Below are 20,984 nucleotides of genomic sequence, written 5' to 3'. Positions count from 1 at the left end.
ATATCTGCATTACATGTTGGCTTCTGTCTTGGCACAGTTTTCGCAACCAACTTTCCTTGGTCATTCAAGCATTGCCGGAGATGGTGCGGCGATAGTTTACGCAACGCAGTTTCGTTGATTCAGGTCAACATCGCCTTAGCCGAACGGTCCTTACCGTCTGAATCGGATTGCAACCACCCACCACGTCAGGGAAGCGCCGTTGGAGACAGGCACGGAGACGAACGGCGGGAAATTGCCTGCCGATCTGAAGGTTTGAAAGCGCCGCCTTGGGCGGCGTCCGGGAAAGCGTTCAACAAATTGCAGGAGGCTGAAATGAGCCGTGGAATGCCATCGATGACCGCACTGCTGGGAATGCTGGCGATCGCGGGTTTTCAAAATCGGGACAAGCTCATGGACATGTTCAATAGCGTCGCGGGGGCATCATCATCCAAGCCCGATGGTGGCGATCAATCGAAAGCTCAAGGTGGTCTTCCGGGCAGCTTGACCAGCATGCTGGGTGGAGCAGGTGTAGGCGGCATGCTTGGTAATGGTCTCAACGAACTGCTCGAGCAATTCACAAAGAACGGTCAAGGAGAGGCGGCGGAATCATGGATTGGCTCCGGCCCCAACAAGGAGGTTTCGCCACCGCAACTCAAGCAGGCTATCGGGCGGGATGTCTTGAGCGCGCTTGAACAGCAGACCGGGCTTTCCCAGGAAGAACTTCTCGCCCGGCTGTCGCGAGAGCTGCCGACGGCAATCGACAAATACACGCCTGAAGGTCGCTTGCCTCCGCGCGAAGCAACATAAGACGGTCGCCTTCGCGCGGTCGAAAGGTGCAGCAAGGGCGAGGCCGCGTTCTTCGCCCGCTGTACTGTCATGCGTCAAACCGCTGGGCTCCCGAACGAGTTCGGGGTGGCGTCGCCGAGGGGGATGGTGCGTTTAGCAACCAGTCTGCGCGACTGCGGATCACGTCGGCGCCAGCGGGAGACGGCCAATGTTGATTTAGGTCAAGGTCTTCGAGAGCTGCTCGTTTCTCAAGTGTACCGTCTTTCTCGGACAGGAGCAGTGAAATGAGTGTCATTTGGACTATCATCATAGGGTTCATTGTTGGAGTGATTGCCAAGTTCATCATGCCCGGCGACAAAACCGAACCAACGGGCTTTATTCTGACCTCTGTTTTGGGAATTGTCGGCGCGTTCGTCGCGACGTACCTTGGCCAAGCTGTGGGATGGTACAAAACCGGAGATGGCGCTGGCTTCTTCGCCAGTATCGTCGGCGCAATAATCTTGCTGTTCCTTTATGGCATGGTGGCCGGGCGCCAGGGGCGCGCCTAGCCAGATAATCAACCTCGTCTCACGAAGTCTGCTTATGGCACTTTCGGCCGCCTTGCGATGCGCGAGGAAGGCACGCTTTGGAATGCCTACTGCGCGATGCCCGACACCATGCGAGATTTGATCTATCTCGGCGTTCTCATGCGCTAGGCATGTACTGCATTGAGCAATGTCCGGTTTTCAGGGGTAACCAGGAAGACAATCTGCTCGTAGTGAGCGCTTCTCTGTCTGACCCATCTCGGAAGTAGACCCCCTAGTCCAGCAGCGGCCCGATATGCTTTGATGCGCGGGGGCGGGAACTGAAACGCGTGGGTGGCCTCATGTACATCGTCATTCGAAAGTACGCCAAGGTTCGCTCGGTTGCGGATGCTGCTCGCCGCGCCAAAAGCGGCATCGGTCAGATGCTACGGGAATCGCACGGATTCAGATCCTATTATGTATTGGATGGAGGCGACGGCGTCGGTGTCGCTGTCATGATGTTCGAGGACCGCGAAAGCGCCAGTGCGGCGAACGAAAAGGTGCTGGAGTTTGTTCAGGCAAGCCTGCATGACCTGAATCTTGGAGATCCCGAAATCATCGCCGGGGAAGTTTTGGTGAATATAGAATCTCGTGTGTAGTTGGATGTGGGATTTGACGAGGGTAGGTAGGGCGCCCGGCACGGCGGCCGCCGGGTCAATCGCGTCCGGGCCATTGGGCCCGATAGCGGATTTCGCTTCCGTCGGCGTTGGTTTGCCAGGGTCCGAGCTGTGCGGCATGCGGCGCCTTGGCCGATAGGGCGATGGGGTAGAGCCGATCGGGCTGGCCCTTGATCTTGATTTCCAGTTGCCGATGCGCGGTGCGGAAGGCGAGTTCGACGTCGCCTGCGATGACAGGCTTGTCGCCGTCGCTGCGGAACCGGTTGAAGCGTGGTTCACCCGGCATGCGGTTGATGTCGGTCTGCAGTTCAATCGCGATCTCCCGCGGCGAACCCGGCAGCACCGTTCCTGCCGGCAGGCGAACTTCGAAGACAAGAAGCGGGGTGGCGGCGTTCGGGTTGAGCCACGGCGTGGCACTCGTGACCGCGTAGATATAGTATGCCGTGCCGGCGGCGGCGCAGAGCAGGATCAGCGCACCGAATGCCCGGAGGCTGTTGCCGGCCAGGCTGCCGGTGTTCTCGCCTCCGCGCATCCGCATCGCGAGCTTGGTACCGAGCACGAGGCCTGCGATCGCCCCGGCCGGCGCGAAGACGAACACCGCCAGCAGCGCCGAACCGATGGGGTCGGCGCGGTTTCCAAACCCGACGAGTTCGACGATCAGCAACGTGGCGGCAAAGCCCACTGCCGGACCCGCCACCCCGCCGGCAATTTGCGATAAATTCTTCAAATGTCCCTCTAAGACCTGGACGGCGCAGCAGCCTGCGGCGCCGACCGTCCGCATTTGACGTGACCGGCCGGCAATTCGTTCACGGCTTTGGAGGCGACATCACAAAATACGGCCCGACGCGCCGGGCACGATGGTCTCCATTCCCGTCAATGCCCGACGATCTCCGGCAGCCGTGTCGCCGGCGGTGTGTTGCGGCTGCGCTGGGTGCGGACGATGCCGTCGATGATGGTCATGCCGATGCCGGGCAGGTCGCCGAGCTGCACGCTGTGCAGCAGGCTCTTTCCCGGCGAGTGCTGCGCCATGTCCATGATGACGAAATCGGCGGAGCGGCCAACCTCGATCAAGCCGCAGTCGAGCGCGCGCATGCGCGCGGTGTTGCCGGTGGCGAGGCAGAAGGCGATTTCGGCCGGCAGTTCGCCGAGCGATGACAGCAGCGACACCATGCGCAAAATGCCGAGCGGCTGCACGCCGGAGCCGGCCGGCGCGTCGGTGCCGAGGATGACGCGGTGCAGGTCGCCCATCTCGCGCGCGGTGCGTAGCGTGAACAGCGCCGAGCGTTCATTGCCGTTGTGAACCAGCTCCAGCCCGCGCTTGCAGCCCTCGCAGATGCAGCGGATCTGATCGTCGGGCAGGGCGGTGTGGCCGCCATTGATATGACCGACCACATCGGTGTCGGCTTCCAGCACCACGTCCTTGTCGATCAGGCCGGAGCCCGGGATCGATGGTCCGCCGGTGTGGATCGTGCTCTGGATGCCGTATTTGCGCGCCCATCCCACCATCTTGCGCGCGGTCGGGCCGTCCTTGACGCCGCCGAGCCCGACTTCGCCGAGCAGCTTGACGCCCGCCGCGGCGAGCTCCTTGAAGTCGTCCTCGACCATTTCGTTTTCGATCACGGGCGCGCCGGCATGGATCTTCACGCCGCCGGGCCGCAGCGTCCAGAACGCGCGCTGCGCGAAAATCGCCATCGCCTTGACGCCGACGACGTCGCGCGGACGGCCGGGCATATGCACTTCACCGGCTGAAATCATCGTGGTGACGCCGCCATGCAGATAGCTGTCGATCCAGCCCATCTGGTTCTGCCGCGGCGTCCAGTCGCCGGCGACGGGATGGACGTGGCTGTCGATCAGGCCGGGGGCGACCGTGGTGCCGTTGGCATTGACGACAGTCGTGGCGCCCTCGGTGTCGACGTCCTTGAGGCGGCCGATGGCGGTGATCTTGCCGTTCGCGGCCACGATGGTGTCGGCATCCAGGATCGGTTTTTCCAGCATCCCCGACAGCAGCAGCCCGATATTGCGGATCACCAGCTTGCTCGGGCCGCTTGCCTGGGGTGCGTCGTGCGCCATCGGATTTTCCTTGTTGTTCAATGCCTTCGGGGCGTTGCCGGCCATCTTGCCCGCGGCTTGACGGCGGGATCAAGAAGGATTATTCATTCGTATACGAATGATCGTATACGAATGATTTTGCCGACATCTGCCTCCAATCGGATCGAAAGATGAGCAATTTCAATCAGGAAAGCGTTCTCAGCGTCCATCACTGGACCGACACGCTGTTCTCCTTCACCACCACGCGCGATCCCTCGTTCCGTTTCCGCAACGGCGAGTTCACCATGATCGGGCTGAAGGTCGGCGAGAAGCCGCTGCTGCGCGCCTACAGCGTCGCCAGCGCCAATTATGAAGACCGGCTCGAATTCTTCTCGATCAAGGTGCCGGACGGGCCGCTGACTTCGCGCCTCCAGCATCTCAAGGAAGGCGACGAGATCATCGTCAGCCGCAAGGCCACCGGCACGCTGGTGATCGACAACCTGCAGGACGGCCGCAACCTTTATTTGATCGGGACCGGCACCGGGCTAGCCCCGTTCCTCAGCGTGATCAAGGATCCCGAAACCTATGAGCGCTTCGAGAAGGTGGTGCTGCTGCACGGCTGCCGCCGCGTCGCGGAACTCGCCTATGGTGAGATGATCACCAAGGAACTGCCGAACGATGAGCTGATCGGCGAACTCGTGCGCAACCAGCTGATTTATTACCCGACGGTGACGCGCGATCCCTTCCACAACCGCGGCCGCATCACCGACCTGATCAGTTCCGGCAAGCTGTTTGCCGATATCGGGCTTGCCCCGCTCGAGGCCGCGCATGACCGCGTCATGATCTGCGGCAGCCCGGCGCTGGTCGCCGACACCCGCACGCTGCTGGGCGGCAAGGGCTTTGTCGAAGGCAACCACGGCGAGGCGGCGCAGTTCGTGGTCGAGAAAGCGTTCGCGGAGCGGTAACCGAGGACCGCGAGACCGGGCCCATCCTTTCTTTGCATGGGGTTGTTTTCGCGATTTTTTTGTCTGGGCCCCTGGGGGCCCATGACTAGGGTCGAATGGCCGGCGCTTCCAGCGGCATGCCCCTGGCGCGCGACATCAGATAAAGCTCCAGCTCGACCAGTTCCGGCGCACCGTAATCATAGGCTTGCGCGCGGATGCCCGTCATGCAGGCGCGCAGCCGGCGCTGCAGCGATCCCAGTGATTGCCACTCCAGCCGATAAAGCGGGTAACCCGTCGGGTGTCCTTGCGTGATCGCCGATCCGGCCAGACGCTTATCCCAATTCTCATCGTGACAATTGGTGCAGCCGAGATTGAGCTGGCCCTGCCGCTGCATGAACAGTTCGCGGCCTTTGGCGACGAACGGCGCTAGCTGCGGATCGTTGCCGGGCTCGATTGCGGCGCCGCGCGATTGCTGCGCGACAAAAGCGGTCAGCGCCAGCAATTCGCGGCTCTCGTAGGGAAGCGGCGTCGCCTGCTGATGAGTGGTGCGGCACAGATTGATGCGCTGCTCGAGGTCGACGGGCCGCCCGAGCGCCTTGTCGATGGCGGGATAATGCGCCGCGACGCCCTTCATGCTCGCGCGCGCGTCCTGATGACAATCGGCGCACGCCTTGTTTGTAACGCCCGACTTGCGCGCCCACAATTTCTCGCCGTCGAGCACCCACAGCATGCCGGGGTTTATCGTGTCGTCGTCCTGCATCGCCCTGGTGTCCGGCGCCATGAAGCTATAGCCGGAGCGGCGTTCTGCTTGTGGAATTTCGGCGCTGGCGGCGTCCACCGCGAACAGAGCAGACAGAACGATGAGGCCGGCCAATCTCATTCGACTGTGATCGAGGCCGACGCGGTTTCGGAAAAGCCGTTATCGCCGATCCATTCGAACTCGAACTTGCCGCTCGCGGTCGCCGTGGTGAAGAAGGTGATGAACGGGTTGGCGGCGATCGCAGGAAACAGATCAGCGCGAAAAATCTCGGTGCCGTTATAGCGGCAGGCAAAACTCGTGATGATATCGCGCGGCACCACCTCGCCGGTGGCGGTATGCCGATAACCGGTTTCCATGATGTGCGACATCAGCGTCTTGATCTCGATGATGTCGCCGCGTTTGGCCTTGGCGGGAACGTTGATCAGCGCGGAGGCCATCAGATCACCTCATCAGTGCAGGCCGCCAGCGTCACCACGACGTCGGCGCTGGCCGACCAGAACGAGCCGTCGGACAATCGCGCGATGGCGACGATCTTCTGGCTGTCGGCGAGGCGAATGCGCGTGGATACCTGCGCGCGGCCGGCATGCGGGCCGAGATGGAAATTGCCGATATTGGGCTGCGGGTTCTTCTCGTTGAAGATGTGGATGCTGCGGACGTGATCCTCCGGCGCCATCGGGCTTGCGACGTTGACGGTCAGCGACACGGTGTTGCCGTTCTCGACCAGCGGCGGCACGTCGAGCTTGACCTTGCCGGTGCGCACTTGCGCGCCATTGGTGACGCTGCGGATCGCGGATGCGAGTTCGGCGGGCGTCGCTTCGCCCGGCCGCAACGTTACGATCGGGACGGCCCCGAGCACGGCCGCGCCACCGGCGAGGCCGAGGAACTGGCGGCGTGTGGAATCCTTGTGTTGCATCGTCACTTCCTATTCGCGCAGCGTCACCAGATAAGCCACGATATCTTCGATCTGTTCCGCCGACAGGATCGGCTTGCCGCGCCACGCCGGACCAACACGATGCAGGCCGTCCACGCGATAATAGGACGGCATGATCGTCGCTTCATTGAGGCGGCTCGCGTCCACCAGCCGCAGCCGCAACTGCCCCTCCGACCAGCGGCTGCCGGAGCCGACGAGGTTGGGGGCCAGATCGCCCTGAAACTTCTCCTCCGGAAACGGTCCGTTGTGGCAGAGGATGCAGGTGCTTTGGCGGTTGAGGAGGGTTGTTCGTCCACGCGCGGGATCGCCGGGCGCGCCGGTCAGCGACTTCGCAATGGCATCGCCGGTCACGGCATAGCCTCGCAGCTCTTGCGCGGCAGCGAGGCCGGGCAAAGCGAGCAGTGCGCCCGCAAGGATCGGACCCGACATGCGAAGCCTAGCCAAAGACTTCCGCCGTGATGGTCGCGAACCAGGAATTCGCATAGTCGGCCTCGCGCGCGCGGAAGTCGCGCGGCACATCCGCCGGGCTGACGCCGCCGGCGCCTTCGACGTCGGTGAACAGCCCGTTCTTCGGCTGGTAGACGCCGGCGACCGAGAAGCCGTAGCCGGGGGCCGCCAGACTGTAGCAGGTGTTGATCAGCTTCGGCGCCTCGGGCGCCCGGCCCGCGATCAGCGTGGCGACAGCGCTCGCGCAAGCCTTGGCCTGGGAATTCGCGGAGAACGCGGATTTCGGCATCGAGCCGGCAATACAGGCATCGCCGATGACGTGGATGTTCGGCGCCGATTTGGATTCGAAAGTGACGGGATCGATCGCGCACCAGCCGGTATTGTCGGTGGCGCCAGCGATGGTGGCGATGCGTCCGGCGCGCTGCGGCGGAATGACGTTCGCCACCTGCGCGGTGTGGTTGCCGAAATCGGTAATCAGCGTGTTGGTCGCCGGGTCGACGGAGTTCACCTTGCCGCCCTGTGACAGCGACACCCATTCGATCATTCCCGGATAGAGTTCCTTCCAGGCGTTCTGGAACAGCCGCTGCTTGGAGAAGGTGTCCTTGGCGTCGAGGATGATCAGCTTCGAACGGGGCTTCTTGGTTTTCAGATAGTGCGCGATCAGACAGGCGCGTTCGTAGGGCCCAGGCGGGCAGCGGAACGGGTTGGCGGGCGCGGCGATCACGACAAGGCCGCCATCGTCCATGGCTTCGAGTTGCTTGCGCAGCAGCAGCGTCTGCTCGCCCGCTTTCCAGGCGTGCGGCATCTTTGCAGCGGCGGTTTCGTCGTAGCCCGGCAGCGCTTCGAAACGCAGATCGACGCCGGGAGACAGGACCAGCCGGTCGTAGGCGAGCGACGTGCCGTCGGCGAGCCCAACGGTCCGCGCGTTGGCATCGATCGCCGTTGCCGCCTGCGCCACCACGGTGACGCCGCCGGCGGCGATCTTGTCATAGCCGAATTGCTGTTCCTCGAGCGAACGCAGTCCGGCGATCACGTTGTTGCTGAACGGGCAGGCGGTGAAGGTCCGGTTCGGTTCGACCAGTGTTACCTGCAGTTTCGGGTCGACCTGTTTCAGGGCGCGGGCGCAACTCGCGCCGCCGAAGCCGCCGCCGATCACGACGACGCGCGCCGCGGCTTGTGCGAATGCGGGCAGCGGAAGCGTTAGCGCCGTCACGGCGGCAGCACCGCCGCCAACGAATTCCCGGCGGCTCATGCGATGGTTGATGCCCATAATAGCGCCCCTTACTTCTGTGCCGCGAGCCACGCCGCAATCGCGCGCAGCTCGTCGTCGGAGAAGCCTTTGGCGATGCGGGTCATCACCGTGGCGGGAAGCGATCCGTCGCGGAAGCCCGTCATCGCGGTCATGATGTCGCCGGCGTCACGGCCGTACAGCCGCGAAACCGGCGAGGCCGGCACGGTTCCTGCGGCGTGACAGCCGGAACAGGCCGCAGCGCCGGGCGGAGGGACAGAAGCCGCCAGCAGCGGCGAACTCGACGCCGCGACCGTTGCAATTCCGATGGCAACGCAAAACGTTTTCATCAGCTTATATCCGAAAGGGTTGGTGGAGCGGCGGCCGGTGAAGGCCGCCGCCCAATTTGTCAGGCGAAGCTGATATCCTGATCCTTCAGCGGCACTGAGCGGATGCGTTTTCCCGTTGCCGCGAAATACGCATTGAGCACGGCGGGCGCTGCGACGCAGATCGTCGGTTCGCCGACGCCGCCCCAGAAGCCGCCGCTCGGCACGATGACCGACTCCACCTTCGGCATCTCCGCGATCCGCATCGAATTGTAGGTGTCGAAGTTGGATTGCTCGATGCGGCCGTCCTTGACGGTGCAATTGCCGTAGAACAACGCGGACAGGCCATAGACGAACGAGCCTGCAATCTGGCGCTCGATCTGCGCCGGATTGACGACGTGGCCGGGATCGGTGGACGCGACGATGCGGTGCACCTTGATCTTGTTGCCGTCGGTCACCGAGATTTCGGCGGCACCGGCGACGTAGCTGCCGTAGCCCATGTGCTGGCAGATGCCGCGGTACACGCCCTTTGGCGGCGGCTTGTCCCAGCCGACTTTTTCGGCCACCGCATTGAGCACGGCGAGGTGCTTGGGATGCTTGCCCATCAACTTGCGGCGGAACGCGACCGGATCTTCGCCGACCGAATGCGCCAGCTCGTCGATGAAGCATTCGAGATAGATCGCGTTCTGATTGACGTTGACGCCTCGCCAGAAGCCCGGCGGGACGTGAGGGTTGCGCATCGAATGTTCGACCAGCAGGTTCGGAAAACTGTACCCGATCGCCCAGTCGCCGGTGGGCGCGAGGCCCTGGAATGCCGCGGTGTCCATGCCGTTGACCAGTGCCGCCGGACGCACGGTGAACAGGATGGATTGGCCGGAGATCCGGACATGCAGCGCCGTCAGATTGTTGTCCTTGTCGAAGGCGCCGGTCAGCTTGCATTGGGTGACCGGATGATAGGTGCCGTGCTGCATGTCGTCTTCGCGTGACCACAACAGCTTGATCGGCGTGCCCGGCATCTGCTTGGCGATGGAGACGGCCTGCCGGACATAGTCGGTCATGCCGCGACGGCCGAAGCCGCCACCGAGGATCAGCTTGTGAACCTCGCATTTGTCGGCAGGCAGGCCGGAGGTTTCCATCACCGCGGCGAATGCCGCTTCGCCGTTCTGCGTTCCGGTCCAGACCTCGCACTTGTCGGGTGTGTAGAGCGCGGTGGCGTTGAGCGGCTCCATCGCGGCGTGGTTCTGGTAGGGATAGTTGTACACCGCCTCGATCTTTTTGGCGGCGCCGGTGATGGCGGCTTTGGCATCGCCGTTCTGGTTGCCGATGAAAGCGGGCTGCGAATTGTCGAGGCCCTCGGCCAGCCACTTGGCGATCGATTCGCTCGACACCTTGGCGTTCTCGCCTTCGTCCCAGACGATCGGCAGCGCGTCGAGCGCGGTCTTGGCGTGCCACCAGGTGTCGGCGACGACGGCGACGGTGGAGTCGTTGACCCGCACCACCTTCTTGACGCCCTTCATGCCCATGACCTTGGCTTCGTCATAGCTCTTCAGCTTGCCGCCGAAGACCGGGCAATCCTTCAGCGCGGCGTTCAGCATTCCCGGCAGCTTGACGTCGATGCCGTACATCATCTTGCCGGTGGTCTTGTCGGCGGTATCGAGCCGCAGCACGCCCTTGCCGGCAATTTTCCAGTCCTTCGGATCCTTCAGCTTGACGTCGGCATCGGCGGGAGGCGACAGCTTGGCTGCGGCTTCCACGACCTTGCCGTAGGTCGTCTTCTTGCCCGACGGCGTGTGCGTGATGGTGCTGTTGGCGGCGGTGCATTCCGAAACCGGCACCTTCCACTCATTGGCAGCGGCCTGGACCAGCATCATGCGCGCGGTGGCGCCACCCTTGCGGACGTAGTCCTGCGAGGTGCGGATGCCGCGGCTGCCGCCGGTCGAAAAATCGCCCCAGGCCCGCTTGCGTGCGACACTTTGACCCGGTGTCGGATATTCGGTGGTGACCTTCGACCAGTCGCATTCGAGTTCTTCGGCGACGAGCTGGGCGAGGCCGGTGAGCGTGCCCTGTCCCATCTCCGAACGGGCGATGCGGATCACGACGGTGTCGTCGGGGCGGATCACCACCCAGACGTTGACCTCAGGCGATCCATCGGCGGCGCGGACCACGGTGGGGCCACCGAAGGGGATGTCGAGACCGACCGCGAGGCCGGCGCCGGCAGCGGCGGTGCCGATGACGAAGGCGCGGCGGCTGAGTGCAGGTGTGATGTGCTTGTTCATGACATCCCCCTCAAGCGTTCGCGGCGGCGTGGATTGCCTCGCGCACCTGTTGGAAGGTGCCGCAGCGGCAGATATTGGTGATGGTCTCGTCGATATCCTTGTCGGTCGGCTTCGGCTTGTCCTTGAGCAGCGCCGCCACCGCCATGATCATGCCGGTCTGGCAATAGCCGCACTGTGGCACGTCGTTCTTGATCCAGGCCTGCTGCACCTTGTGCAGTGCGCCATCGCTGGCGGCCAGACCTTCGATCGTGGTGATCTGCTTGCCGACGGCTTCGCTGACCGAGATGCCGCAGGAGCGCATTGCGACGCCGTCAATATGGATCGTGCAGGCCCCGCATTGTGCAATGCCGCAGCCGTATTTGGTGCCGGTCAGTCCGACGTTCTCCCGGATCGCCCATAGCAGCGGGGTGTCGTCCTCGACGTCCACATTGATTGATTTGCCGTTGATAGTGAGGTTTGCCATCGCGTTTCCCCTGTTAGCTCAATTCATCAATTGAACCCGGCGGGGACACTGGACCGCAATCTGGAATAGTTCAAATCAAGAAAATGCGTTTGCAGCGCGGAAGAAAATTGACGGACCGGGGTTTCGTGCGGGCAAGGGCGCCACATGGCCGTCATCTTCGCCATGCTCGGCCAGGGTTTGCCTGCCTTGTAGGCACATTCCCTCCCATCAATCTTGCGGCGCGCTCACCACCAGGCGCAGGAAACTCATCACGCATCCGAGCGCGGCAAATCCGGCGCCGAGTGCCAAGGCAAGCGTCGCGCCATCGTGGCCGCCGAGCGCAAAGCACAGTGCGGCGAACGCGGCACCCAGCGTCTGCCCGGTCAGCCGTGCGGTCGCGACGATGCTGCTCGCGCTGCCGCCGCGATGCGACGGCGCGCTCGACATCAGCGCGCGCAAATTCGGGGTTTGAAAGAATCCGAATCCGATCCCGCACACCACCATGCGCCAGACGATGTTGGCGACGCCGGGATCCGCCGGCAGCGTCGCCAGCAACACCATTCCCGCGCACAGCAAGGCGAGGCCGATGCCGCCGAGAATGCCGACGGGATAGCGGTCGGACAGCCGGCCGCCGATCGGCGCCATGATCGCGACCACCAGCGGCCACGGCGTCATGAAGAAACCGGTCTCGACCTGGGTGCGCATCAGCACATCTTCGAAATAGAACGGCAGCGAGACGAAGGCGATGCCTTGAACCGCAAAGGTGCACACCGACGTCGCCGCCGATAGCGCAAACATCGGCCGCCGGAACAGATCGATCGGCAGCATCGGCGCCGGGTGATCCGCCTGCCGTCGCATCATGATCCAGCCGAGGATGATGGCGCCGACCAGTTCGGCCGTTACCAGTGCCGGTGGTGCGCTGTGTGCCGCACTTCCGATCCCGATGATGAACAGGCCTAGGCAGCCTGTGGTCAGCGCCGCGCTCGCAAAATCGAATGCGTGCGTCGCGCGTGGCGTCGGCGGCAGCGTCTTTAGTCCGATCCACACCGCGATCAGGCCGAACGGAACGTTGATCGCGAACAGCCACGGCCAGGGCCCCAGCGCCAGAATGCCGGACGCGATCGTCGGTCCAAGCGTGAAGGCGGTGCCGACCACCAGCGCGTTGTGACCAAAACCGCGGCCCAGCATATGGGTTGGGTAGACGTAGCGGACCAGCGCCGCATTCACCGCCATGATGCCGCTGGCGCCGAGCCCCTGCAGCGCCCGCGCCGCCACCAGACTGGGCAGCGACCACGCTAACGCGCAGCCGATCGAGGCAATTGTGAACAGCAACAGGCCGCCGATATAGATGCGCTGATGGCCGACGATTTCGCCGAGCGCACCGAGCGGCAGCAGCGTCGCCACCAGCGCGATCTGATAGACATTGACGACCCAGACCACATCGGCCGGGCTGACATGAAGGTCGGCAGCGATGGCGGGCAGCGCGATGTTGGCAATCGCCGTATCCAGCGAGGCCAGCGCCAGCGCGGTAAAGATCGCCGCGACCGCCCAGCGCCGGAGTTCCGGCGGCAAGCCGTCGATACCGGGCGTGGCAGGCGGCTTGGCAGTCGCAACTTCTGACATCGAGATCGGGCTCTCCACGGCCGGCGCGGGTAACGCCCTTCAGGGGCGTGTACTACGGACGCGAGATGTTCCACAGGCACGCCGTTGCATGATGCGTATGCGAAGGCGGGCTTCCGCGGCATTTTGAGCCGCCGACTTTGTGCTACTTCCCGCCTGCCGTCTGATCGACTAGGCTCGCCGCGCATTGCGGGCGCAAGATCCGAAAACGGACGGTCGCAGGCCAAGGGGAAGCGCTTTGGACGGACAGGCGAGCCGGCGCGGCGAAGCGATGCGTAGCGCGAGTGAGGGGATGCGTCGGCGCGTGTGGGCCAACCTGTGGGTTGTGCTCCTGCTGGTTATTCTCGGCTTTCTCGTCATCTATCCGATCCTGATGCTGCTGCTGGGGGCGCTCACCGACACCAACCCGGTGGTCGAGGGCATCAGCCTGCGTCATCTTTCGATCGCGAATTTTCTCGTGGTCCTGGCGAATCCCAATGTCGGCGAGGCGCTGCTCAACACGCTGATCGCCTGCGGCGGCGGCACTGCCATCGCGGTCGTGATCGGATTGCTGTTCTCCTGGATCGTGGTTCGCACCAATACGCCGTTCAAGGGCTTTATCGCCGCCGCCAGCATCCTGCCATTGTTTGCGCCGCCGCTGGTCGCGGGCGTGGCCTGGGCGATCCTCGGCTCGCCCAAGACCGGCCTGATCAACACCATGTTCAAATGGATCGGGCTCGACTGGCGCGTCGATTTCTATTCGCTGTGGGGCCTGGTGTTCGTGTTCGGCATCTATTACGCGCCCTACGTCTACATGTTCACTTCCTCGGCGCTGCGCAACATGGACCCGAGCCTGGAAGAGGCCGCCGAGATTTCCGGCGCCAGCGCGTTCGCGACATTGTTCTCGGTGACGTTCCCGCTGATCATGCCGGCGATCATCTCGGGCATGCTGCTGTCGTTCATCGTGATGCTCGGCATCTACGGCATTCCGGCGGTGCTGGGGTCGTCGACCAATCTGGCGCTATTGACGACTTACATCTTCAAGCTCACCAACTGGTCGCCGCCGCTCTACAACACGGCTGCCGCGGTTGCGATCATCCTGATGGTGGTGACCGGCGCGCTGGTGTTCCTGCAGAACAGGGTGCTCAGCGGCCGCAGCTACACGACGGTGGCCGGCAAGGCGTTCCGCCCGCGCAGCCTCGATCTCGGGCGCTGGCGCTGGTTCACGTTCGCCATCGGTATCGTCTATCTGCTGATCGTGGTGGTGCTGCCGCTGCTCGCGCTGATCGTGGCGGCGTTCCGCAAGTTCATGTTCATCCGCGATGTCGCCAGCCTGTTCGACATGCGCCAATACTCGATGGTGCATTTCAACAGCATCTTCGACAATCCGCTGACGCTGCGGTCGATTTACAATGCGGTCGAGGTCGGCGTGATCACGGCCGTGGTCGGCGGCGCGCTGGCGTTTGCGATCGGCTACACCATTCACCGCACACAGGTGACTGGGCGGCGCTGGATCGACCTGATCTCGACCGTGCCGGTCGCGATTCCCGGCCTCGTGGTCGGCGTCGCTTATTTATGGGCCTGGATCGGGATTCCCGGCGGGCTCTACGGCACGATCTGGATTCTGGCGCTGGCATTCATCGCGCGCTTCATGCCCGACACCGTCAAGGCGCTGTCGACCTCGTTCATGCAGATCCACCGCGAGCTGGAAGAAGCCGCCTGGGTCTGCGGCAAGGGCATGTTCGCCACCATACGGACCATCGTGCTGCCGCTGGCGCGGCCCGGCGTGATCGCATCGATGACGCTGCTGTTCGTGCTGGCGATCCGCGAACTCGGCTCGTCGCTGTTTCTCTACACCAGCAACACCATGGTGATGTCGGTGCTGCTGCTCGACTATTACGAAGGCGGAAATCTCGGCAAGACCGCCGCATTCAGCCTGGTGCAGACGGTTCTGCTCGGCGTTCTCATCGGCGGCGCAAACTGGCTGTCGCGCGAGGCGACGCAGAGCGGCGTCGCCCGCACCGGATAAAAAAACTCGAGGGAGGATTGCTATGAATAGACGGATCTTCACCAAAATGGCGCTGACCGGCGTCGCCGGTCTCGGCATCCTGTGGGGCGCACCAGCGCAGGCGCAGGAATTCGGCTCGCCCGAATTGATCGCGGCGGCGAAGAAGGAGGGGAAACTGGTGTTCTACACGGCGAATTTCGCCGAGGTCGAGCAGCAGGTGATCAAGGAGTTCCAGAAGCGCTTCCCCGAGATCAAGGTCGAGATGGTGCGCGCACCGGGCGGCCAGCTCATTACCCGCGTCAAGACTGAGGCCGCTGCTGGCAAGTTGATCGCCGACGTGGTCGATCATTCTGATCGCGCGCTGATGCAGCCTTTGGCCGACCTGTTCCAGGACTACGCGCCGCCGAACGCTGCGGATTACAACCCGGATTCGCTGATTTCCCCGAAACTGTGGCCGCGCGTCACGCTGGTGTGGTCGATTGCCTACAACACTGAACTGGTCAAGAATCCGCCGAAGTCGTGGATGGATCTGACCAAGAAGGAATACGACAAGCAGACCGGGCAGGTGTTCGCCCGGTCCGGCGGCACCACCTGGACCCGCGTGATGTTCGAGCGCCAGGTGCTGGGTGAGGACTATTGGGCCAAGCAGGCGTCGACCCGTCCGATCCTCTATCCGTCGGGCGCGCCGATGTCGGACTCGCTGGTGCGCGGCGAAGTCGCGATGGGTCCGCTGCTCTACAATGCGATCTATCCGAAGCAGAAGGACGGCGCGCCGATCAAGATCTTCTTCCCGCCCGAAGGCGCTCCGGTCAATCCCTACGCCACGGGAATTCCCAAGACCGCCGCCAATCCCAATGCCGCAAAACTTTTTTTGAACTGGTGCCTGTCGAAGGAGGGGCAAACCTTCATGATCAGGGAGCTCGGCAATTTGACCTCGCTCAAGGTGGCGCCGGTCTACCCCGAAGGTTTCGATCCCAAGGTGGTCAAGGTCTGGTTCCCCAAGTTCGACGAATACGTCAAGCTGCACGAGCCATGGGTGGCGGAATGGGACAAGACCTACGGTCACCGGCAGTGAGCGATCTACGCATGACGCAGGCTTCTTCATGACGGCGACTCTCGAGGTAAGGGACCTGCGCAAGCAGTTTGCGGTCGGCCGTCCGGCGATCGACGGCGTCAGCTTCGCCGTGCCGGCCGGCGAGATCGTGGTGCTGCTCGGACCGTCCGGTTGCGGCAAGACCACGACGTTGCGATGCGTGGCGGGGTTGGAACATCCAACCGACGGCGAGATCAGCATCGCCGGCCGGATCGTGTCGGCGCCCGCCAGCGGCATCCTCGTGCCGCCGCGCCTTCGCGAACTCGGCATGGTGTTTCAGTCCTATGCGGTGTGGCCGCATATGACGGTGCGGCAGAACGTGGTCTATCCGCTCAAGCATCGCAAGATTTCGCGCGCCGACGCCCGCCGCAAGGTCGATGAAGCGCTCGAACTGGTCGGCCTGTCGGAATATGCCGAGCGCCCGGTGGTCGCACTGTCCGGCGGCCAGATGCAGCGCGTCGCCTTGGCGCGCAGTATCGTCTACCGGCCGCAGTTGCTGCTGCTCGACGAGCCGCTGTCGAACCTCGACGCCAAACTGCGGCTACGTTTGCGCGACGATCTGCGCGTGATCCTCAAGCAGACCGGTATGACGGCGCTCTATGTCACCCATGACCAGGCCGAAGCCGTGGTGCTCGGCGACCGCATCGGCGTGATGCGCGACGGCAAATTGCTGCAGATGGATACCCCTGACGCGATCTATAACCGGCCGGCGGATCTGTTCGTCGCCAATTTCACCGGCGCCACCAACGAACTTCCGGGCACGCTGGTGTCTCGCAACGGTGAATTTGGCACGGTCGATTTCGGCGACGGACGCCGGGGCGAGGTGGCATTGCTGCATGCGCTGGATCCGGACGAGAAGGTGCGCATCGCGTTGCGCCCGGAGAACATCACGATCGGCCAGCACAACGGCGCCAACACCTTTCCGGCACGCGTGCTCGATCGCCGCTACCAGGGCACGCAAACCGCCTATGGCATCGAATTGTTCGGCCGCCGGCTGGAGGTGGTCGAACTCGGCACCGCCGCCCGGCATCAGGTCGGCATCGAGACCCCGGTGTCGCTGCCGCGCGAAAGCTGCTGGGCCTATCGTGACACCGGCCCGGTGTCGTATGAATAGCGATGGATAGCGCCGGGGTAGTTCACGTTCCGTCGTTGCGGGGAGCGTGACGACGAAGCCAACCGTCATTCCGGGATGGTGCGTTAGCACCAGGCCCGGAATCTCGAGATTCCGGGTTCGATGCTTTGCATCGCCCCGGAATGACGAACTCAGATTTACTCGCTCGGCCCCATTCCCAAACTCCCATAAATCCGCCGTGCATACGCACCGAATTCGTCCGTGGTCTTGATCGGCAGATCGCGCGGAAACGGCAGGTCGATCGGGAAGTACTCCGCCATCCGCGCGGGACCTGCGGTCAGCACCGCGCAATGCGAGGCGAGGAACACGGCTTCCTGGATGCTGTGGGTGACGAAGATGATGGTCTTGCCGCTTTCGCGCCAGATCCGCAGCATTTCTAGGTTCATCTGTTCGCGCGTCAGGGCGTCCAGCGCGCCGAACGGTTCGTCCATCAGGATCAGTTTGGGATCGTGGATGAAGGCGCGCGCGATCGCGGTGCGCTGCTGCATGCCGCCGGACAGTTGCTGCGGATATTTGTCTTCGTAACCGGCAAGGCCGACGAGATTGAGCAGATCGCGGGCCCTGGCGCGCGCGGCCTTCATCGGCAGACCGACGATTTCGGCCGGCAGCAGCACGTTGTCGAGAATGGTGCGCCACTTCAGCAAGAGCGCCTGCTGGAACACCATGCCGATATCTCGCGCGGGGTCGAACGGCGTTTTGGTATTGCCGATCTTGATGGTGCCGCCGTCGGCCTCGTGCAGCCCGGCCAGAATCTTCAGCACCGTGGTCTTGCCGCAACCGGATGGTCCGACCAGCGAGACCAGTTCGCCCTCGCTGACGTCCATGGTGACGTCGGAGACCGCCAGGAATTCCGTGCCTTTCGAGCGGTAGACCTTGCGGACGTTGCGCAGGCTTATGAAGGGCTCTTCCGCCGTCATGCCAGCCATTTCTGCAAATGGTCGGCGACGAAGGCGTCGTCGGAGAGATCGGCATGCTCGCGGCAGACGCGGTCGATCTCCTGCATCTGGCCGGGGCTCAGCCCTTCGGCCGGATCGAGGCACCACAGCCCCTGCATCAATCCCTGCCGCCGCAGGATTTCATGGCAGCCGGCGATGCAGCCGTGAAAATTATTGGCGACGTCAAAGAACGCGCTGTTGCAATCGGTGACGCGGGCGTCGAGTGCCAGGAGGTCCGCCGGCACGGCGTCCTTGCCGCGCGCGGCCTTGCACATTTCGAACTGCTTGATCGCGGCCGCGGTCCACACCGACCAGTGGCCGAGCAGACCGCCCTTGAAGTAAGTGCGGGTGGTAACGCCGTTGTCGCGCAGGTCGAACGGCAGCATCAGATCGAGCAGGATATGGTCGTCATTGCCGGTATAGAGCGCGACGCGGTCGAGCGCGCGGGCGGCGGCCACGCCGCGCAGCACGTCGAGGGTGCGGTAGCGGTTGAACGGCGCGATCTTGATCGCGATGACATTGTCTATGGCCGCAAACCGCCGCCAGAAGTTTGCGCTGAGAATGACGCCGCCGACCGCGGGCTGCAGGTAGAATCCGACCAGCGGAATCTCGCGCGCCACCGCCTCGCAATGCGCGATGATCTCGTCTTCGGAAGCAGATTTCATCGCGGCAAGGCTGAGCAGGCCGGCGTGGTAGCCGATGCCGCGCGCAATCTGCGCCTCTGCAGTCGCCTGCTGTGTCGGGCCGGCGAGGCCGGCGACCATCGCGAGCGGCCGCTTGGTCCAGTCGGCCGCGGTCTGCGCCGCCAGTTCCAGCACGGGCTTGTAGAGTCCGACATCGCGGATCGCGAACTGCGTGGTATGCACGCCCACCGCAAGGCCACCGGCGCCGGCATCGATATAGTAGCGCGACAGTGCGCGCTGGTGCCGGGTGTCGAGCGTGCGATCGGCATGGAGCGCCAGCGGATGCGCGGGGATCACCGTGCCGTCGGCGATCAGTTTTCGTACCTCGCATTTGATTTCGCTGTGGTGCATGAAAATCCTATCCAAATTCCGGGCCGGCGACGGCGAATGGCAGTTCGGCCGCGATCATGGTGGCGCGGCCGAACCGCATGCGCTGGAACGGCCGCTCGATGGTCCAGCCGGTGTTGGTGAGCCCGCGCAGGAAATCGTCCTGCGAATGCACGGCGTCGAGCAGCCACGGGCCTTGCTCTGACCGTACGATGGTATCGACCAGGGTCAGCGCGCTTTCGTGGGTCTCGGCAAACACAGGTCCGACATGGCGCGCGGTGCGGCCGTCACGGACCAGCGCAACGGCGTTGCCTGATGATACCATGCGGGAACCGGCGCGGCCGCCGAACTCGGTCAGCAGAGCGCTGCGGTCAAACCCCATGGCGCTGACATCGCGTGCGATGAAATCGGCGAAGCTGCAGGTCGATAGCGATTGCGCGGCGCTCACGCCTTTCGGGGCTTCCAGCCGAAGCCGCCGCAATTGCAGCGTCGGTGTGAAACCGAGCGGGCCATAGACGTTGGCTCCATCAGGCGTCGCGTCGAGCCAGGTGGTGAGGCCGCGCTTTGTCGCAGCGTTGAGGCAGGCGTCGACCAGCCGGGTCGCGACACCGCGGCGGCGCCAGCTCGCGGTCACCAGCACCATGCTGATCCAGGCGTTGCCGGCGGAGTAGGGCAATAGCGCCGCGGTCGCGACCAGTTGCTTGCCGTCACGCACCCCGAACACGATTCCCCTGCTCAGGAAAAACCGCCAGTCGGCCTCGTTCTGGTTCCAGTGCGCCTCCGTCGACAACAGCAATCCAGCCGGCCCATCGCCGACGCCGAGTTCGATGAGCTCGATGTACTCAGTAGCGGCCATCGCGCACCTCATATTTGGTGGGCTTGCCGAGGCTCGGCATCGACCGCGACACCCAGTCGGCGGTCCAGCGGATCAACTGTTCGGTATCGACAACAGGCAGGCCAAACAAACTTACGGCTTGCGACGTATTGGTCAGCCACGCCGTCGGCTCTTCCTTGCCGATGATGACGGGCGCAATTCCAAGCCGTTGGCCGAATTTGGCGGCGAGATCGCGCACGGCGAGAATTTCATGACCGCTGACATTGATCGGCGACGTCGGCGTGTCGCAATGTGCGAGGCAGCGCAACGCCTGCGACGATGCATCGCCCTGCCAGATGAAGTTGACATGGCCGAGGCTAACATCGATCGGTTTGCTTTGCAGCACCTTGCTCGCAATGTCGTGCAGCACGCCGTAGCGCATATCGATCGCGTAGTTGAGCCGGAACAGCCGGCCGGGCGTCGAATGCCTGCGCGAGAAATATTCGAACATGCGCTCGCGCCCGACGCAGGATTGCGCATATTCGCCGGGCGGATTTGGCGCTAGGTCCTCGTCGGCGCCTTGGCCGCTCACAGGCACGAAGGGATAGACGCAGCCGGTCGAGAACGCCACGATCCGCGAACCGGCAAAGGCCTGTGCCACCATTGCCGGGACGTGCGAATTCATCGCCCAGGTCAGCGAAAGGTCGCCCTCGGCGCCGAATTTGCGGCCAGCCATGAAGATGATGTTTTGAATTTTCGGCAGCGCCTTGATCGCGGCTTCGTCGAGCAGGTCGCAATTGATCGTTTCGACGCCGCGGGCCTGCAGCCAGTCCTTGACGCTGCCATCGCTGAAGCGTGCGACGCCGATCACCCGCCGGTCCGGTGCGGCGGCCTTGGCGAGCCCCGCCAGCGTCGGCCCCATCTTGCCCGCTACGCCCAGAACCATGATGTCGCCGTCGACCTTGCACAGGTCGTCGATCAGCGCCTGGCTCGGTCGGCACAGCAGTTCGTCGAGGGCGGCGATATCCGGAATCGTCTCCGGCAGATGGTCGCGTGTCAGCAGCAT

At 63.6% G+C, this 20,984-nt stretch carries 22 protein-coding genes; 7 read left to right on the top strand and 15 right to left on the bottom strand.

From position 1 onward, the window contains the following. Positions 1 to 312 precede the first annotated feature (312 nt). The 3 genes from JQ575_RS46445 to JQ575_RS18285 all read left to right on the top strand — a co-directional run bounded on the left by JQ575_RS46445 (position 313) and on the right by JQ575_RS18285 (position 1,927). Complete coding sequence (locus JQ575_RS46445; protein ID WP_212034673.1) at positions 313 to 786, top strand: YidB family protein; 474 nt, start codon at positions 313 to 315, stop codon at positions 784 to 786. A gap of 263 nt (positions 787 to 1,049) precedes the next feature. Further along, positions 1,050 to 1,313, top strand: coding sequence for a GlsB/YeaQ/YmgE family stress response membrane protein (locus tag JQ575_RS18290; RefSeq protein WP_212034609.1), 264 nt, complete (start codon positions 1,050 to 1,052; stop codon positions 1,311 to 1,313). A 317-nt stretch (positions 1,314 to 1,630) separates the two neighbouring features. After that, complete coding sequence (locus JQ575_RS18285) at positions 1,631 to 1,927, top strand: hypothetical protein (protein ID WP_212034608.1); 297 nt, start codon at positions 1,631 to 1,633, stop codon at positions 1,925 to 1,927. Positions 1,928 to 1,982: 55 nt separating this feature from the next. Here JQ575_RS18285 and JQ575_RS18280 read toward each other — a convergent pair whose 3' ends face one another. Together JQ575_RS18280 and JQ575_RS18275 are read right to left on the bottom strand one after the other, a co-directional pair. Continuing rightward, complete coding sequence (locus JQ575_RS18280) at positions 1,983 to 2,672, bottom strand: hypothetical protein (RefSeq protein ID WP_212034607.1); 690 nt, start codon at positions 2,670 to 2,672, stop codon at positions 1,983 to 1,985. Between the two features lie 146 nt (positions 2,673 to 2,818). Next, positions 2,819 to 4,015 (bottom strand): amidohydrolase family protein, encoded by a 1,197-nt coding sequence (locus JQ575_RS18275; protein ID WP_212034672.1) that lies wholly within the window; start codon positions 4,013 to 4,015, stop codon positions 2,819 to 2,821. A 149-nt stretch (positions 4,016 to 4,164) separates the two neighbouring features. Here JQ575_RS18275 and JQ575_RS18270 point away from each other — a divergent pair, with 149 nt between their 5' ends. Beyond that, positions 4,165 to 4,938, top strand: coding sequence for a ferredoxin--NADP reductase (locus JQ575_RS18270; RefSeq protein ID WP_212034606.1), 774 nt, complete (start codon positions 4,165 to 4,167; stop codon positions 4,936 to 4,938). A gap of 85 nt (positions 4,939 to 5,023) precedes the next feature. Here JQ575_RS18270 and soxA read toward each other — a convergent pair whose 3' ends face one another. The 9 genes from soxA to JQ575_RS18225 all read right to left on the bottom strand — a co-directional run bounded on the left by soxA (position 5,024) and on the right by JQ575_RS18225 (position 12,950). Then, entirely contained in the window at positions 5,024 to 5,797 is a 774-nt protein-coding gene (soxA, locus tag JQ575_RS18265; RefSeq protein WP_212034605.1) for a sulfur oxidation c-type cytochrome SoxA, read from the bottom strand. After that, a complete protein-coding gene (soxZ, locus tag JQ575_RS18260; RefSeq protein ID WP_212034604.1) occupies positions 5,794 to 6,114 on the bottom strand; it encodes a thiosulfate oxidation carrier complex protein SoxZ in 321 nt (106 codons plus the stop codon). The genes soxA and soxZ overlap by 4 nt, the downstream gene beginning before the upstream one ends. Next, entirely contained in the window at positions 6,114 to 6,590 is a 477-nt protein-coding gene (locus JQ575_RS18255; RefSeq protein ID WP_212034603.1) for a SoxY-related AACIE arm protein, read from the bottom strand. Before JQ575_RS18255 ends, soxZ begins: the two co-directional genes overlap by 1 nt. Before the next feature lie 9 nt (positions 6,591 to 6,599). Further along, positions 6,600 to 7,037 (bottom strand): sulfur oxidation c-type cytochrome SoxX, encoded by a 438-nt coding sequence (gene soxX / locus JQ575_RS18250; RefSeq protein WP_212034602.1) that lies wholly within the window; start codon positions 7,035 to 7,037, stop codon positions 6,600 to 6,602. A 7-nt stretch (positions 7,038 to 7,044) separates the two neighbouring features. Beyond that, a complete protein-coding gene (locus tag JQ575_RS18245; protein WP_312015965.1) occupies positions 7,045 to 8,319 on the bottom strand; it encodes an NAD(P)/FAD-dependent oxidoreductase in 1,275 nt (424 codons plus the stop codon). A gap of 17 nt (positions 8,320 to 8,336) precedes the next feature. Beyond that, a complete protein-coding gene (locus JQ575_RS18240) occupies positions 8,337 to 8,633 on the bottom strand; it encodes a cytochrome C (protein WP_212034600.1) in 297 nt (98 codons plus the stop codon). A 59-nt stretch (positions 8,634 to 8,692) separates the two neighbouring features. Further along, on the bottom strand, positions 8,693 to 10,885 hold the full coding sequence (locus JQ575_RS18235; protein WP_212034599.1) for a molybdopterin cofactor-binding domain-containing protein: 2,193 nt from the start codon (positions 10,883 to 10,885) through the stop codon (positions 8,693 to 8,695). Positions 10,886 to 10,895: 10 nt separating this feature from the next. Beyond that, entirely contained in the window at positions 10,896 to 11,348 is a 453-nt protein-coding gene (locus JQ575_RS18230) for a (2Fe-2S)-binding protein (RefSeq protein ID WP_192734853.1), read from the bottom strand. Positions 11,349 to 11,555: 207 nt separating this feature from the next. Then, complete coding sequence (locus JQ575_RS18225) at positions 11,556 to 12,950, bottom strand: MFS transporter (RefSeq protein WP_212034598.1); 1,395 nt, start codon at positions 12,948 to 12,950, stop codon at positions 11,556 to 11,558. Positions 12,951 to 13,239: 289 nt separating this feature from the next. Here JQ575_RS18225 and JQ575_RS18220 point away from each other — a divergent pair, with 289 nt between their 5' ends. From JQ575_RS18220 to JQ575_RS18210, 3 genes are read left to right on the top strand one after another with little or no spacing between them, the layout of a single operon-like run. Then, complete coding sequence (locus JQ575_RS18220) at positions 13,240 to 14,955, top strand: iron ABC transporter permease (RefSeq protein ID WP_249166729.1); 1,716 nt, start codon at positions 13,240 to 13,242, stop codon at positions 14,953 to 14,955. Between the two features lie 22 nt (positions 14,956 to 14,977). Then, positions 14,978 to 16,009 (top strand): ABC transporter substrate-binding protein, encoded by a 1,032-nt coding sequence (locus JQ575_RS18215; protein WP_249166728.1) that lies wholly within the window; start codon positions 14,978 to 14,980, stop codon positions 16,007 to 16,009. Between the two features lie 28 nt (positions 16,010 to 16,037). Beyond that, positions 16,038 to 17,141 carry an ABC transporter ATP-binding protein gene (locus JQ575_RS18210; protein ID WP_212034596.1) on the top strand — a complete coding sequence of 368 codons (1,104 nt, stop codon included), beginning with the start codon at positions 16,038 to 16,040 and terminating at the stop codon, positions 17,139 to 17,141. A gap of 155 nt (positions 17,142 to 17,296) precedes the next feature. Here JQ575_RS18210 and JQ575_RS18205 read toward each other — a convergent pair whose 3' ends face one another. The 4 genes from JQ575_RS18205 to JQ575_RS18190 are packed head-to-tail and all read right to left on the bottom strand — an operon-like array spanning position 17,297 to position 20,984. Continuing rightward, positions 17,297 to 18,085 (bottom strand): ABC transporter ATP-binding protein, encoded by a 789-nt coding sequence (locus tag JQ575_RS18205; RefSeq protein ID WP_212034595.1) that lies wholly within the window; start codon positions 18,083 to 18,085, stop codon positions 17,297 to 17,299. Further along, complete coding sequence (locus JQ575_RS18200; RefSeq protein WP_212034594.1) at positions 18,073 to 19,128, bottom strand: dihydrodipicolinate synthase family protein; 1,056 nt, start codon at positions 19,126 to 19,128, stop codon at positions 18,073 to 18,075. The genes JQ575_RS18205 and JQ575_RS18200 overlap by 13 nt, the downstream gene beginning before the upstream one ends. A gap of 7 nt (positions 19,129 to 19,135) precedes the next feature. Further along, on the bottom strand, positions 19,136 to 19,960 hold the full coding sequence (locus JQ575_RS18195; RefSeq protein ID WP_212034593.1) for a GNAT family N-acetyltransferase: 825 nt from the start codon (positions 19,958 to 19,960) through the stop codon (positions 19,136 to 19,138). Then, positions 19,947 to 20,984, bottom strand: a complete 1,038-nt coding sequence (locus JQ575_RS18190; RefSeq protein WP_212034592.1) for an NAD(P)-dependent oxidoreductase — start codon at positions 20,982 to 20,984, stop codon at positions 19,947 to 19,949. Before JQ575_RS18190 ends, JQ575_RS18195 begins: the two co-directional genes overlap by 14 nt.

Origin of the sequence: Bradyrhizobium sp. JYMT SZCCT0428 (assembly GCF_018131075.1) — a bacterium.
Classification (GTDB): domain Bacteria; phylum Pseudomonadota; class Alphaproteobacteria; order Rhizobiales; family Xanthobacteraceae; genus Bradyrhizobium.
The sequence above is the reverse complement of the archived record's forward strand: the minus strand, read 5'-3'. Positions and strand labels throughout refer to the sequence as shown.